We start from the raw sequence: 13,127 nt of genomic DNA, 5'->3' as shown, positions 1-13,127 counted from the left end.
TCAACCATCCCTTTCGCGAATGCCTCCCGCCGCCATGCCCAAAACTCTCCCCCTGCGCTCGGCGCAGACGATCGCCGTGCTCGCCGTCACCCAGATCATCTCCTGGGGCACGACCTCCGAAATGCTCGGGGTCATGGGCCGCATCGTCGCGCCGGAACTCGACCTCCCGAACGAGGTCGTGTTCTTCGGCCTGTCGATCATGATGCTGGTCAGTGCGCTCGCCGGTCCCGCGACCGGCCGGCTGCTCGGCCGCCATGGCGCCGCAAAAGTCATGGCCTGCGCGTCCGTCATCTTCGCGATCGGCCTGCTGCTGCTGGCGAGCGCCCACGAAATCCTGGTCTACGGTCTCGCCTGGATCGTCATCGGCATCGGCGGCGCGCTCGGCCTGTCGGCGCCGGCCTATACGGCGGTCGTCGAGCGCGAGGGCCTGGACGGCAAGCGCGTCATTGCCATCCTGATGCTGTTCACCGGGCTTTCGGCGACCATTTTCTGGCCGGCCCTGACGCTGATGAACGATCTCGTCGGCTGGCGGATGACGTTCGTATTCTCAGCCATGCTGCAGCTCTTCATCTGCCTGCCGCTCTATCTGTTCGGTCTTCCCAAACCGATCGACCGCAACGGGCAAACCCAAGCCACGGATACGGCCCCGGTCGATTTCACCCCGCCGGAACGCCGTCGTGCCTTCTTCCTGGTGGCCGCTGCCACCGCGATCAGCTCGTTCATCAGCTTCGGCCTGTCGCCCTCGCTGCTGGCCCTGCTGCAACAGGCCGGCGCCTCGCCGGCGCTTGCGCTGCAGCTCGGCTCGGCGCGTGGCGTGATCGGCGTTTCCGCCCGCTTCGTCGACATGGCTCTCGGCAGGCGCGGCAATGCGCTGCTCACTTCGCTCGTCGGCACCGGCCTGATCCTGTTCAGCTTCCTGCTCGCCGCGACCGTCACGTCCTCTGCCCCGGTCCTGGTGGTCTTCATGCTGCTCTATGGCTTCGGCACCGGCGTGCTCGCAGTCGCCCGTGCGCTCCTGCCGCTGTCGCTCTTCTCGCCCGGCGAATTCGGCCTGCAATCGGCCCGCCTGTCGCTGCCGCAGAACCTTGCCACTGCCGCCGCCCCGGTCGTCTTCACCGCCATCCTCGACCGCGCCGGCGTCACGGCAGCGCTTGTGACCGGCGCCGTGCTCTCGGCAATCTCGCTGGTATTGGTGCTGATGCTGGTGGGACTGGTACGGCGGGCGAATGCGCGGACGGCGGAACCTAGTCCCGCTTCATGATCCTGTTCTTCCGCTCGCGATCCAGGTCGATGATGCGGCCGCGCATCAGCTCGAAGAATTCCTTCGGCAGCATGCCGTAGTCCCAACGGCTCGCATCGTCGGGACGCGGTCTCAGATCGTAGCCGGGCCACAGGAACCGGTTGAGTTCATCCAGCCGCAGCCAATGACGGCCGTCGTCGAAGCCGAGGCTTCTGCAGATCGCAGCAGGTATTTCGAGCGAGGACTTCGGATTGTCGCCATGAGGCGGCGAATGCGTCACCGGCGCCACGATCGTCTGGATCGCGCCTGCCTGGTTATAGGCGGCGACAACGATGGCGCAGGGACGATCCTTGCCCGCCTCCACTGAGCCGCGATCTTCCTCGCTGCTCCAGAGGAACGCGTAACGGATGACGAGACCCGGCTTGGCCTCCGGAAAGCTCACTTGGTAATCGAGCCGTATTCGGCGTCACGGATAGCAGAGAGCGTCTCCTCGTCCAGTTCACCGACAGTCAGGATCTCCCGTTCCTTGCGCTTCAGCGTTTCGTAATGGGCAAGCTCGCTGGCGGAGAGATAAGCGCCTACTACGCGCCCGTGACTGGTGACACTGATCACCTTGGCGCTGATCGCCTCGTCCTGATATCTTGCAAAATTGCGCGCGAATTCCGTCGCCGCAACGCGGAGGGGTTCAGTCATGAAGCTGCTCCTTGGCTCCACTTAAAATACGCAAAATGTGTAATTTACGCAAGCCTATTCCGTCACCGCCCGGAACCGCATCTCCGCCAGATAGAACTTCGTCTTCGGCTCCCGCCGCGTCCTTGTGCCCACCTGCAGCAAGTTCACCAGCACCGCACCGTCGAGAGCCAATGCCGCATCATGCAGCAGGCCGTGCACCAGCCCGGCGATCTCCTGCGCCTGCCGCCGTCCCTCGCCATCCGACCAGATTTCCAGAACCAGAAGATGTTCCTCACCGGCCTCGCTGGCGGTCGAAAAATCCCGTGTCTCCAGCTCGCCGAACACCACGCAGGGCAGCTTTGCCCGCGGCAGAAGCCGGTCGCGGATGCCGTCGGCACCGACGATCGCGGTCAGCGCCGCATCGTTGGCAAGCGTCTGATGGATCGCCTGCAGAAGCGCGTTTCCCGCCGTCATCGGGTTTCCTCCTCGCATTGGCAGACGAGATAACGCCGCGTCTCGTCCGGATCGTGCACCAGCTTCACCAGGAAGATCCGTGCGCCCTTGCGAAACCGCTGCCCGGCCGAAATGCCGTCGCGGAACCGTACCCAGATGCGGTGGCTGATGGTGCCGACCTCCGCGGCCGCCTGTTCCGCTACCACGAACGAAACCGGCTCGATGCGTGCCCACAGCGAGAGCGTCACCTCCCAGGCCACCGTCGCGCCGCCCTGCCCGTCCGGCACCGCCTGCGGCGCCTCGAGGTCGAGCCTTGCGGTCATCAGCCCGGGATCGAAGAACTGGACCATCAGAGCCTCCGCATCCGGAAGGGCGCGATCAGCCGCTCGTAGCCGTCGGGGATGCCGGCCGGCTGGTTCTCCGGCGAGACGACGCCGCGGAAGGCGAACATGTGGCCGATATGAATCGACATCGCCCGTTTCAGCGTGTCCGGCACATCGATGCCCGCCTCGCCGAAACCGGCCGAAAACTCGATCTCGATGCCGTTGACCGATCTGCCCGGCGCCGGCGGGTGCCTCAGCCACAACCGCGCCGGACGGCCCTTGCCGTCGAGCAGATGATCTTCCAGTGGAACTTCAAGCGCCGTCCCGTCAGCGTCATAAACCGTAACGTTCTCAACCGCCTGCACCGGCGATCTCGATATCCGGATCACCCCGTCCGCCGGCCAGCGGTCGAGATAGAGCCGCCAGGCTTGAGAGATCAGGCAAAGCCCCGTCTCCCGCTCCAGGTGTTCGCGGGCGGTGCTGATCAGCGAGGCCAGCAGCGCATCCTCGTCGCTTCCATCGAGGCGCAGGTGCGCCTTCACCTCGGCAAGCGTCAGCGGCTCCGCGGAAGGCGGAGTGGTTTGGGCGTAGGTCATGGGGATCCTTGGAGAGCTTGGCCGACGCCGCTCCGCATACTCCGTCATCCTCGGCTCGACCCGAGGATCCAGGCCGAGCCCGATGGATATCGATGCGGAGAGGCACCACGCCAGAAAGGCTGGATCCTCGGGTCGAGCCCAAGGATGACGAGACGTACCTCTAGGCCGCCGCAAACTTCACCACCTTGATCGCCTCGAAATTCTGCACGCCGCCGCCGACGCGCTTGGTGGTGTAGAAGAGCACATAGGGCTTTGCCGAATAGGGATCGCGCAGGATGCGCACGCCCGCGCGGTCGACGACGAGATAACCGGAGCGGAAATCGCCGAACGCGATCGAGAGCGAGTTCTCCGCCACGTCGGGCATCTCTTCGGCTTCGGCGATCGGGAAGCCCATCAGCGAGGCCGGCTGGCCGGCCGATACCGGCGGGTGCCAGAGATAGTTGCCGTCGCCGTCCTTGAACTTGCGGATGTCGCCCTGCGCCTTGCGATTCATCATGAACGTGCCGTTCTGGCGATGGCCGGCCTTCAGCGCATAGATGACCTCGATCAGCGTGTCCGAAGGGCCGGTGGATTTCCAGCCGCCCGCAACGCCGGTGGCGATGTGGCCGATATTGCCCCAGCTCCAGGAGCCTTCCGCCACCGTCGGATAGGACAGAAACCCCTTCGGCTTGTTGATGCCGTCGCCGCGGATGAAGGCGTCGCCCTCCTGCTCGGCAAACACGATGTCCACCTCGCCGGCGATCCAGGCCTCGATATCGACGGCCGAGTCGTCCAGCAGCGACTGCGTCGCGGCCGGCATCGCATAGAGTTCCATGGTCGGGAAGGAGAGTTCGGTGAGCTGCGGCGTATTGGTCTGCGGCCGCGCCGTGGTCTCGGCCACCCAGCCGGTCGAAAGCCCGGCCGCCGCGAACGGCTTCTTCAGCACCGCGGAAGACACGGTGCGCACGGTGGAGAGCGCCCGCATCGGCGAGACCGCCGAAATCCGCCGGCCGATTTCCGTGTCGATTTCCGGCGGGACGAGATAACCGCCGTCGGCACCGGTTCCGCCCGAAAACGCCTTGGCCTCCAGCTCGCGCAGGCCGTTCTCCTCGCCACGACGCACATAAGCGTCGAAGGCCGCCTTATGCTCCACAGCCTCGGCCGAAAGCTCCGAACCGCCGCGGCCAAGTTGCGGCCTGGCCTTCTTCAGCACCAGCTGGTCGAGCACCTTCTTCTGGTCGTCGACGGCACGGTTGATGCGGTCCATCTTGTCGCGGGTCACGACGTCGGTGGTCAGCTTCTGCTCGATCTCGCCGAGGCGCCGGTCGTTGACCTCCTTGAAGGCCTCGAACGCCTCCATGAATTCGTCGAAGGCCGCCGTCACCGTTTCCGGCACGGCTTTCACCTCGGGCGCCACGCTTGCCATCGTTCTCGCCTGCTCGGTCATATCGCTTTTCCTTTGAAGGTTGATTTCATCATCATCTTCGCCGCCCGCCGCATCTGGCGGACGAGTTCGGTTTCCCTGTCGCGGAAGAACCGCGCATGCTTGACGTTGGAGACCCGGGCCGATGGCAGCATCGGAAAGGTCACCACCGAGATTTCCCAGAGATCGGCCTCGAGGATTTTGCGCACGCCCGTCTTGGCGTCGGTGCGGGCCTTGACCGTGCGAAACCCGATCGACAGCCCGTCGAGTGCGCCCGATTTCATCAGCGCCAGCACCTCGCGGGAGCGGGCGACCCCCGGCGACAGCATGCCCTCGACATAAAGCCCGCGGGCATCCTCGCGGATCGTCCTCCAGGCGCCGATCGGCTCGGAAGGGTCATGCTGGTAGAGCATCCGCACCCCCATCGCCCCGCGCTCGACGAGGCAGTTGCGGAAGGCACCGCGCTCGATCGTATCCTTGCCGAGATCGACCTCGCCGAAGACGCTGGCATAACCGGAGAAAACCCCGTCGCCGGTGACGCCTGCGAGTTCCAGATTGGCAAATTTGCGCGCGTTCGGGCGCGGCCCGCGATAAGCGTGCATGGGTATTCTCCTAGCGTTTGAATTGGAGCTGGCCCCTCATCCGCCTGCCGGCACCTTCTCCCCGTTGTCACGGGAGAAGGAACACGCGGCAACGCCCTGGCATATCAATGGCGTCGGAGATGAGGGAAACCGGCGCGTCATACTTCCTTCTCCCCGTTTGCGGGGAGAAGGTGCCGGCAGGCGGATGGGGGCTCCGGGCGAAGACCGAGGTTAAGCCCCGCCGCCTCGGCCGCCATATCTGACAGCGATCCTCGCCAGCGCGCCCAGCACCCACCAGGCACAAAGACTGGCCGCCGCCGACCCCGTCAGCATCACTTCCGCGCCGGAAAGCTCCCCGCCGATCCCCAGCCTTTCCACCAGCCAAAGCCCGGTCGGCCCGCCGAAGATCATCCCGCAGCTCAAGCCCGTCAGAAACCGGCTTGCCGCCTCGCGACGGCTCTTCGGCAGGAGAAGATCAGCGACACGCCGGCTCCCGCCGTGGCGCCCACCGCCTTGGCGGCCCATATGCCGGCCAGGGCGCCCGGATCGTTTCCGAGATCAGCCATTTTTAATCTCTCTTGTTTATGATGCACGCATACGGACCGAACGGCGCTGCTGCCATGCAACCAGCCGTTCCGCACTCGACGCAGGGTCAGCGGATCCAGTTTCCATGAATGTTCAGAATCGGTTGGGCCAACCTAATGAGAGGTTGAGTCGGCAAGCTCTCAAGTTGAGTGAGCGGCAAGAGATGCTTTGAGCAAAAGCCGAGCCGCCCAGACTACTCCTTGTAGACGTCCTCGTCCTCATCAGGCCGGTCATCCTGCCTGCCGTGCCTGACGATCAGGATCAGCACGCCGTCGGAATCGATTTCGTACTCGATGAGATAGGGCGCAATGACCAGGACCCTGACGCCATTGGTGCCCGGTTTGACCTTGCCGATCTCCGGGTACTGCGCCAGTAACGCCTGGGCATTCCGCAATTTCCTGCTCAGCTCCTGCACCGCCGAAGTGCTGAACCTGGCGAGATAGGTTCGCTCTGACCTGATATAGTCCGCAGCCATCGTGGAGATGCGGACTTTCTTCATGCGGCATCGGTCCGGGACTTTTCATCCGCGGTATTCAAACCATCCAGTTCGTCGAGAAGGTCGTCCATATCCATGACCTTGCCGTCGCGCACGTCCTGGCGCGCCGCAGCAATTTCCAGAAGCTCGCTTCCCTCGGTGGTCAGGTAGGCTTTCAGCGCCCGCACGATCACCCAGCTTCGGCTGCGATCCGCCGTCTCGGCGATCTTCTCGATGTCCCCGAGGATGTCGAGCGGCAGGCGCAGGGTGATCGGATCGGAAAGCGTGGGCTTGGCCATGACAGCCTCCATTTTGTAATACAAGGTATTACAAATACACCACGCCTTGCCCGATTAATACCCCACCGCCTCGCGCTTCTCCTCGTCGCTCAGAAACGCCGCCGCCCCGACCCTCGCCCACAGTGCCTCGCGCTCGACGCTCAGCCCGGCGATCCGGTCGAGGTCCGGTTCCAGCCGCAGCCGCTCGTCATAGGCCTCCGACAGCCAGGCGGAAAAGCTCGCGGCGGTGCGGGAGATCAGCGGCAGCACGGTGAGGCGGTAGAAGGCGCGGTTGGCCTCCTGGTAGTTGGCATAGGTATTGTCGCCGGGAATGCCGATCAGCATCGGCGGCACGCCGAAGGCGAGCGCGATGTCGCGGGCAGCCCCGTTCTTGGCCTCGATGAAATCCATGTCCTTCGGCGACAGGCCCATCGCTTTCCAGTCGAGCCCGCCTTCGAGGAGCAGCGGCCGCCCGGCATTGACGGCGCCGGAATAGCCCGCCTCCAGTTCGTCCTTCAGCCGCTCGTACTGGTCGGCGGAGAGGTTGCCGCCATCCTTCGGCTGGTAGACCAGCGCGCCGGAAGGCCGTGCGGAATTGTCGAGCAGCGCCTTGTTCCAGCTCGCCGCCGCATCGTGCAGGTCGAGCGCGGCACCCGCCGCTCCGAGCGGCGGGAACCCCGAATGGTCGTCGAGCGGATGAAACAGCTTCAGATGCAGCAGCGCGATGCCATCCGTCTCCGCCGGCAGCCGCCGCGTGGTGCCGCCGGCGCGATAATCGTAGCCCGCCACCCAGCCGTCACGCCCCTCGACCACGTTCACCCGGTCGGGCCGGAGCAGATGCAGTTCGCGCAGGTCCCCGCCGATCGACAGCGGCTCGACATAGGCATTGCCGGAAAGCGCCAGGTACCCGTAGAGCGCCTCGAAAAAGTCAGGCCCGCCCTGCCGGCCGTTCGGCCGCTGCAACAGCGCAAGCACCGGATGTTCGGCCAGCTCCGTTGCCCCGTCATAGGCAAGCCAGGGCACGGCTGCGGCGGCTTCGGCGATCATCCGCACCGCCCGATAGGCGACCGGGTTCTTCATGAAGCCGGCCCGCGCCAGCGCCGCATAGGACCGCCCCGACCACTGCGCCGCCCCCTCGCTGGAGACGATCGCGAAACCGGAGGCCGTCTTGGTCTCGGCCATCTGGATGTCAGGCATGGCCCGTCGCCCACCCGTGGAAAACCACGGGCGCCGGAATGGAGATTTCATGGTGGATGTCCTTATCGCTCGCGGGCGAAGGCCCGCCTTAGAGAAGCGGCAGGGGTGATTTCACCGCAGCTGCACTGTCGAAATCGGCGGCCATGCGGATCTCGCGGATCGGCCGGACGATATCGATCGATGCCTGATAGACCGGATGCGCCTTGTAGGCGGCCAGCGCCGCCGCATCCTCGAACTCGCCATAGACGACCAGATCGACCTCGTTGCCAAGCTGGTCGCTCTTCACATTGGTGCCGATCTCCAGGGTCAGCGCGTGCGGGTTGCCGGTCAGCAGGGAAAGGCCCGCCCGAACCCGCTCGATCTCGCCGGCATGCGCCGTGAAAAACACGATGTGACGTATCATGGAACCTCCAGCAATGCGGAGGCCTCGCTATCATGGCCTGCAGCGGGCATCAATGCGACCTGCTGTCCAGTGCCTGGCCAAACACCCGCGCATGCCGCGCCACCAGTTCCGCCCGGTCATTGCCGTTGATGATCTTTCGCGCGCCCACCCAGTCGGCTCGCCCCGGCCCGAAATAGTCATCGAGCTTCCGGCCGGTGAAACTGCCGCGCCGCATGCCCTCGATCAGGATCGCGACCGACACCGGCATCTCCATCGCCCGGCCCGGATCGGCCACCAGGTCGATCCCGGTCACATCGGACATCGCCTCGTAGTTCCGCCTGTGAGTGAGCTGCACCAGGCCGCGGCCGAGCCAGCTTTTTCCTTCCGCGTCCGGCCGCCAATAGGGCGTCTTCACCGACCCGAGCCGGCCCGCCGCAAAAGCTTCGTCCAGCCGCGCGATCGCCGACCTGTCGCTGGCCGCCAGGGTCTCGCGGACGGGCTGCATGGTGGCGGCCGTCTCGTGAAAGGCGGTCGCCAGCACATAGGCGAGCGACGGTGCCTCACCTTGGCCGACCCGCGCCTGCCAAGTGTCGAGAATCACCGTCAGCCCCTCCACCTGGCCCCTGATCAACCGACCTTTGAAGAGCTTCGTCCGTGCGAAATCAAAGAAAGCATGCCGGTTGTGAGCCATGTCGGACTTACCCCTATACCGCGTCCCGGAATTTCAATCGGTTTAGAAAAACTAAATCGTTTTAAGCCCTTAGGCGGCAGTTTACTTTTTTCTAACGATGTGGAACCAACGTCTCCACACGACGTTCATGTCCGCTTCCTAAACAACAGGAGATCATGATGATGCAGCAGCCCGCACCGGCCGCCCCTTCCAAGCCGATCCCGCAGCATGTCGTCGAGCGGATCGAATCCGAATGGAAACAAATGCGCGAAAGCGCCCAGCCGAAGCCGGCAACCCCGCGCTGATCATCATCGCCTGAAGGGCGAGCCGCGCTCAAACACCTCGCACGCGCGGCTCTCCATGACCTTCCAGCATCAGCGCCGTCAGCGCCCAGACCAGCGCATCGAGCCGGTCGGGCGAACGGCCTGAAGACAGGCCGTCCGGGCCGAAATCACACATCTGGTCTTCGAGTTCGGCGAACCGCCCGGCATGCGCCACCCGCCCCTGTTCGTAGAGGGCCGCCACCGGCTCGGCGCGCAGGAACTTGCCGCGCGTTGCCCGCACCATCGTCACCGGCAGGCCTGCGTCGACGCTTTTCAGCATCGCCGTCACCATATCGCCGCCCTGGTTCACTTCCGCCACCACCCGGTCCGCCTGAAAGCGCGCATAAGCGCGCGCCACCGCGTTCGCCCAGCCGGCGGGGCTCTTGCCCTCGACCGAACAATCGGCCAGCACCACCGCCCGGCCGCTCGGCTCCAGCCCGGCCACGACAATGCCGCAGCAGGAGTTTTCGCCCGAACCTGAAGGCGGGTCGACTGCCACGACGATGCGCCGCAACGCCCCGGTAAACCGGATCGTGAAGGCCTCCAGGTCGGCCCGTTTCCACAGCGCGTCCTCGCGGTCCTCGATCAGTTCGCCGGCCAGTTCCTGCCGTCCGAGCCTCGTTCCTCCGTAACGTGCCTCCAGCGCCGAAATGAAGCCGGGTGAAAGGTTGCCGGCATTGGCCTGGGTCGAGATCCTCACGAGCTGTGTCCCGGGATCGGCGATCAACCGTTTCAGGATCGGCACCGGCCGGGGCGTGGTCGTCACCAGCTGGCGCGGATCGGCCCCGAGCCGCAGCCCGAACTGCAGCATGTCGAAGGTTTCCTCCGCATGCCGCCATTTGGCGAGCTCGTCGCACCAGGCGAAATGAAACTGCGGGCCGCGCAGGCTCTCCGGGTCTTCCGAGGAAAAGATCTGCGCGATCGCCCCGTTCGGCCAGACCAGCCTCCGGCGGGAAATCTCGAAATCCGGCCGTTTGCTTCGGGCAACCCGACAGATGCCGGAAACCCCGTCGATCATCACCTCACGGGCATCGCCCAGCGTTTCCGCCACCAGCGCAATCCGGAGCTGCGATCTGCTGCCGGCCGAGGCGAGCCCATGAATCCACTCGGCGCCGGCCCGCGTCTTGCCCGAGCCGCGCCCGCCCATGATCAGCCAGGTGCGCCAGTCGCCGGAGGGCGGCTTTTGGTCGCGACGGCCCTTTATATCCCAATCGCGTTCGTGACGGAGCGTGAAGCCGATCAGAGAGGTGTCGGGCTGCTGCGGCTGGCCGATCTCCCCCTTGTGGGGGAGATGCCCGGCAGGGCAGAGGGGGGTGTATCCGCACACTCTTCGACAGTTGAGTTCGCGGCGCCACCCCCCTCTGTCACCTCTGGTGACATCTCCCCCACAAGGGGGAGATTGAGCTGCCGTCGCGCCCGGCGCTCCGCCCGATCGCATCGCTCAAGGCCGTGCTTTTCGTAATGGCTTCGCGATATTCCTCACGCGCGGCCGTGATCGTCCGCAGGCCGCGGTTCAACCGCGACGCTCCTTTCGAGGCCTTGATCGCGATCTTCGCTAGAGCCTTTCGCTGTGTCCGAGGGATCGAGGGCCGGGCGCTCAAGCTGCCCGGCAACCCGGGAAGGCGGTCCATCCCGCTTCCATGCTTCGAAAAGCCGATAAGCGTTTTCATTGGCGCGATCCTCGATCATTTTCAGGAAGCGGACCTTGGCCTCCTCATAACCGCCCTCGTCCGCATCGCGCTCGGCGGCCTCGTCGCGGTCGCGGGCGAGCTGGCGTTGCAGGCTGTCGACCTTTTCGAGCGTGCGGACGATCAGCGACATGGCGTCGGTCGCGGCCTTCACGTCGGCCCGCGCCAGCTTCTGGGCGGCGTCGTCGCCGTTCTCAAGCGCCGCCTCCGCCGAGGTCCGCATCCGCCGGAAGGTCGAGAACTGGTCGCGCATCTCGACGGTCATCTCGTTCAAGAGCCGCCGCAGCTCCTCGCCGGGAGAGAATGCGCCCTCGGCCGACTTGATCTCCAGCAGCACGCCGCGCACCGCGTCGGCCAGTGCCGAATCATCCATGACGACCGCGTCGCCATAGACCGGCGCCTCCGTCCAGAGCCCGAAAAGCGCCGGATCGAACGTCTCGAATTCATCCATCTGGGATATCCCCGGGGCCAAAATGAGGGCCAAAATTTCGGCGCAGAAAATCCCGCCGCGTCCGTCTCCGGTCGCCGCGCATCCCCGCTGCCGATTGTCGAGATAAAAAGAAGGCCCGGCTTTGGGACCGGGCCAATTTGACTGGAAGTCTTGCCACCGGCTATCCGCCGGCGCAATTCTTCGACTGTGCCTAGAACCTACCAAACAACCGTCACGCCGTCAAGGACTATTTTCCTAATTAGCAAAAATTAATTTATAGACGAGGTCACGTCCCGCAGAACGTCTGCGTCACCCGCTCCTCAGGCTTCGGGGGGTGCATGTAGCCTGAGAATTCCGGCCGCTCTTCGAAAGGTTTTTCCAGCGCCTCCAGCAACCGTTCGAAGAAGCTGAAATCGCCGTAATTGGCGGCCGAAAGGGCCTCCTGGACCTTGTGATTGCGGGGGATGACCGCCGGGTTGACTGCGCGCAGGGCGGCCGCCAGTTCGCCGACCGACCGTGCCTCCGTGGTCAACCGCTCGCGCCAGTCGGTGAGCCAGGCCTGCGCCTTGTCGGGATCGGCAAAGCAACCCAGAAACGCCTCTTGCCCGCCCTCCGCCGCATCGGCAAGCCGCCGGAAAGCCAGCGTGAAATCCGCCTGCCCCTCGTGCATGGCTGCCAGCAGCGCCTGGATCAGGTCTCCATCGCCATCAGCCTCGGTCGTAAGGCCGATTTTTGCCCGGAAAACGCCGATCCACTCTTTCTGGAACCGCTCGCCGAACGCTTTCAGCACGGCATTTGCCGCTTCCACGGCCTTCTCCTCGTCGGCGTCCAGCAGCGGCAGCAGGCATTCCGCCAGCCGCGCGACGTTCCACTGGCCGATGCCCGGCTGGTTGCGATAGGCATAACGGCCGCCCTGGTCGATCGAGGAAAACACCTTCATCGGGTCGTATTCGTCGAGGAAGGCGCAAGGCCCGAAGTCGATCGTCTCGCCCGAAATCGTCATGTTGTCGGTGTTCATCACCCCGTGGATGAAACCGATACCCATCCAGCGGGCGATCAGATCCGCCTGCCGCGCCGCTACGCCCTGCAGCAGCGCCAGATAGGGGTTTTCCGCGATTTTAAGCTCCGGATAGTGCCGCTCGATGACGTAGTCGGCGAGCAATTTGATCCCGTCATTGTCGCCGCGGGCGGCAAAGAACTGGAAGGTGCCGATCCGCACGTGGCTTGCCGCGACGCGCACGAACACCGCGCCCTGCTCCACCGTTTCGCGATAGACCTGCTCGCCGGTCGCAACAGCCGCCAAGGCCCGCGTCGCCGGCACGCCGAGCGCGTTCATCGCCTCGGAGACGATATATTCGCGTAAAACCGGCCCCAAAGCCGCGCGCCCGTCGCCCCTACGGGAATAGGGCGTTGGCCCGGCACCCTTCAGCTGGATGTCGCGGCGCTTGCCGTTGCGGTCGACGACTTCGCCCAGCAATATCGCCCGACCATCACCGAGCTGCGGCACGAAATTGCCGAACTGGTGGCCGGCATAGGCCATGGCGATCGGCATGGCCCCGGGTGGCACGACATTGCCGGCAAGAATCGCCGCCAGCCGGGCGGGATCGGAAAAATCCGCCTCGACGCCCAGCTCCTCTGCCAGCGACCCGTTGAATTTCAGAAGCTTCGGCCCCTCCACCGGCTCGGGATAGACGGAGGCGAAAAACCTGTCCGGCAGGCGGGCATAGGAATTGTCGAACTGGAACACGGGAAGGACTCCTTTGACCGCCGGGATGCGGCGACCTTTTCTTCAAATATGGGAAATCTGTCCCGCCGAACAAGCGAAATACGCT

At 64.8% G+C, this 13,127-nt stretch carries 17 protein-coding genes and 1 pseudogene; 2 read left to right on the top strand and 16 right to left on the bottom strand.

All coding sequences use genetic code 11. The annotated features are described in order from the left end of the window. Positions 1-34: 34 nt before the first annotated feature. Entirely contained in the window at positions 35-1,261 is a 1,227-nt protein-coding gene (locus LZK81_RS06320) for an MFS transporter (protein ID WP_233955542.1), read from the top strand. Here LZK81_RS06320 and LZK81_RS06315 read toward each other — a convergent pair. From LZK81_RS06315 to LZK81_RS06255, 13 genes and pseudogenes are all read right to left on the bottom strand, one after another. Then, entirely contained in the window at positions 1,245-1,682 is a 438-nt protein-coding gene (locus tag LZK81_RS06315; protein ID WP_233955541.1) for a hypothetical protein, read from the bottom strand. The two genes, LZK81_RS06320 and LZK81_RS06315, sit on opposite strands and share 17 nt — an antisense overlap. Next, entirely contained in the window at positions 1,679-1,933 is a 255-nt protein-coding gene (locus LZK81_RS06310) for a hypothetical protein (RefSeq protein ID WP_046611661.1), read from the bottom strand. The genes LZK81_RS06315 and LZK81_RS06310 overlap by 4 nt, the downstream gene beginning before the upstream one ends. Before the next feature lie 54 nt (positions 1,934-1,987). Then, the gene (locus tag LZK81_RS06305; protein WP_233955540.1) at positions 1,988-2,386 is read right to left on the bottom strand and encodes a DUF3168 domain-containing protein; all 399 of its coding nucleotides are present in this window, start codon (positions 2,384-2,386) and stop codon (positions 1,988-1,990) included. Next, a complete protein-coding gene (locus LZK81_RS06300; protein ID WP_418936477.1) occupies positions 2,383-2,715 on the bottom strand; it encodes a phage head closure protein in 333 nt (110 codons plus the stop codon). The genes LZK81_RS06305 and LZK81_RS06300 overlap by 4 nt, the downstream gene beginning before the upstream one ends. Further along, positions 2,715-3,284 carry a head-tail connector protein gene (locus LZK81_RS06295; RefSeq protein WP_233955539.1) on the bottom strand — a complete coding sequence of 190 codons (570 nt, stop codon included), beginning with the start codon at positions 3,282-3,284 and terminating at the stop codon, positions 2,715-2,717. The genes LZK81_RS06300 and LZK81_RS06295 overlap by 1 nt, the downstream gene beginning before the upstream one ends. Positions 3,285-3,444: 160 nt before the next feature. Then, entirely contained in the window at positions 3,445-4,710 is a 1,266-nt protein-coding gene (locus tag LZK81_RS06290; protein ID WP_233955538.1) for a phage major capsid protein, read from the bottom strand. Beyond that, on the bottom strand, positions 4,707-5,288 hold the full coding sequence (locus LZK81_RS06285; protein WP_233955537.1) for an HK97 family phage prohead protease: 582 nt from the start codon (positions 5,286-5,288) through the stop codon (positions 4,707-4,709). The genes LZK81_RS06290 and LZK81_RS06285 overlap by 4 nt, the downstream gene beginning before the upstream one ends. 210 nt (positions 5,289-5,498) lie before the next feature. Beyond that, positions 5,499-5,833: pseudogene (locus LZK81_RS06280) on the bottom strand (DUF6107 family protein). Positions 5,834-6,045: 212 nt separating this feature from the next. Next, on the bottom strand, positions 6,046-6,351 hold the full coding sequence (locus tag LZK81_RS06275; protein ID WP_233955536.1) for a type II toxin-antitoxin system RelE/ParE family toxin: 306 nt from the start codon (positions 6,349-6,351) through the stop codon (positions 6,046-6,048). Further along, positions 6,348-6,626, bottom strand: a complete 279-nt coding sequence (locus tag LZK81_RS06270; protein ID WP_233955535.1) for a CopG family ribbon-helix-helix protein — start codon at positions 6,624-6,626, stop codon at positions 6,348-6,350. The genes LZK81_RS06275 and LZK81_RS06270 overlap by 4 nt, the downstream gene beginning before the upstream one ends. Before the next feature lie 54 nt (positions 6,627-6,680). Continuing rightward, positions 6,681-7,853, bottom strand: coding sequence for a phage portal protein (locus LZK81_RS06265; protein WP_418936476.1), 1,173 nt, complete (start codon positions 7,851-7,853; stop codon positions 6,681-6,683). A 37-nt stretch (positions 7,854-7,890) separates the two neighbouring features. Continuing rightward, on the bottom strand, positions 7,891-8,205 hold the full coding sequence (locus LZK81_RS06260) for a Dabb family protein (protein WP_046607695.1): 315 nt from the start codon (positions 8,203-8,205) through the stop codon (positions 7,891-7,893). A gap of 49 nt (positions 8,206-8,254) precedes the next feature. Further along, entirely contained in the window at positions 8,255-8,875 is a 621-nt protein-coding gene (locus LZK81_RS06255; RefSeq protein ID WP_046607696.1) for a chitinase, read from the bottom strand. A gap of 158 nt (positions 8,876-9,033) precedes the next feature. On the opposite strand from LZK81_RS06255, the gene LZK81_RS29250 reads away from it, so the two are divergent. Next, the gene (locus LZK81_RS29250; RefSeq protein ID WP_267967571.1) at positions 9,034-9,159 is read left to right on the top strand and encodes a hypothetical protein; all 126 of its coding nucleotides are present in this window, start codon (positions 9,034-9,036) and stop codon (positions 9,157-9,159) included. 28 nt (positions 9,160-9,187) lie between these two features. Here the strand turns inward: LZK81_RS29250 and LZK81_RS06250 are convergent, their stop codons facing one another. The 3 genes from LZK81_RS06250 to LZK81_RS06240 all read right to left on the bottom strand — a co-directional run bounded on the left by LZK81_RS06250 (position 9,188) and on the right by LZK81_RS06240 (position 13,042). Beyond that, on the bottom strand, positions 9,188-10,420 hold the full coding sequence (locus LZK81_RS06250) for a DNA-packaging protein (RefSeq protein WP_233956486.1): 1,233 nt from the start codon (positions 10,418-10,420) through the stop codon (positions 9,188-9,190). Between the two features lie 236 nt (positions 10,421-10,656). Beyond that, positions 10,657-11,316, bottom strand: coding sequence for a hypothetical protein (locus LZK81_RS06245; protein ID WP_233955533.1), 660 nt, complete (start codon positions 11,314-11,316; stop codon positions 10,657-10,659). Positions 11,317-11,581: 265 nt separating this feature from the next. Continuing rightward, positions 11,582-13,042 (bottom strand): protein adenylyltransferase SelO, encoded by a 1,461-nt coding sequence (locus LZK81_RS06240; RefSeq protein WP_080952535.1) that lies wholly within the window; start codon positions 13,040-13,042, stop codon positions 11,582-11,584. Positions 13,043-13,127: the final 85 nt, after the last annotated feature.

The organism is Neorhizobium galegae (assembly GCF_021391675.1).
Lineage (GTDB): Bacteria > Pseudomonadota > Alphaproteobacteria > Rhizobiales > Rhizobiaceae > Neorhizobium > Neorhizobium galegae_B.
The sequence above is the reverse complement of the archived record's forward strand: the minus strand, read 5'-3'. Positions and strand labels throughout refer to the sequence as shown.

Bases quoted from the DNA above. Each gene is read 5' to 3' on its own strand.
- LZK81_RS06260 (WP_046607695.1), bottom strand. From the start codon at position 8,205: ATGATACGTCACATCGTGTTTTTCACGGCGCATGCCGGCGAGATCGAG.
- LZK81_RS06245 (WP_233955533.1), bottom strand. From the start codon at position 11,316: ATGGATGAATTCGAGACGTTCGATCCGGCGCTTTTCGGGCTCTGGACG.
- LZK81_RS06295 (WP_233955539.1), bottom strand. From the start codon at position 3,284: ATGACCTACGCCCAAACCACTCCGCCTTCCGCGGAGCCGCTGACGCTT.
- LZK81_RS06285 (WP_233955537.1), bottom strand. From the start codon at position 5,288: ATGCACGCTTATCGCGGGCCGCGCCCGAACGCGCGCAAATTTGCCAAT.
- LZK81_RS06270 (WP_233955535.1), bottom strand. From the start codon at position 6,626: ATGGCCAAGCCCACGCTTTCCGATCCGATCACCCTGCGCCTGCCGCTC.
- LZK81_RS06290 (WP_233955538.1), bottom strand. From the start codon at position 4,710: ATGACCGAGCAGGCGAGAACGATGGCAAGCGTGGCGCCCGAGGTGAAA.
- LZK81_RS06300 (WP_418936477.1), bottom strand. From the start codon at position 2,715: ATGGTCCAGTTCTTCGATCCCGGGCTGATGACCGCAAGGCTCGACCTC.
- LZK81_RS06310 (WP_046611661.1), bottom strand. From the start codon at position 1,933: ATGACTGAACCCCTCCGCGTTGCGGCGACGGAATTCGCGCGCAATTTT.
- LZK81_RS29250 (WP_267967571.1), top strand. From the start codon at position 9,034: ATGATGCAGCAGCCCGCACCGGCCGCCCCTTCCAAGCCGATCCCGCAG.
- LZK81_RS06275 (WP_233955536.1), bottom strand. From the start codon at position 6,351: ATGAAGAAAGTCCGCATCTCCACGATGGCTGCGGACTATATCAGGTCA.
- LZK81_RS06265 (WP_418936476.1), bottom strand. From the start codon at position 7,853: ATGAAATCTCCATTCCGGCGCCCGTGGTTTTCCACGGGTGGGCGACGG.
- LZK81_RS06320 (WP_233955542.1), top strand. From the start codon at position 35: ATGCCCAAAACTCTCCCCCTGCGCTCGGCGCAGACGATCGCCGTGCTC.
- LZK81_RS06305 (WP_233955540.1), bottom strand. From the start codon at position 2,386: ATGACGGCGGGAAACGCGCTTCTGCAGGCGATCCATCAGACGCTTGCC.
- LZK81_RS06255 (WP_046607696.1), bottom strand. From the start codon at position 8,875: ATGGCTCACAACCGGCATGCTTTCTTTGATTTCGCACGGACGAAGCTC.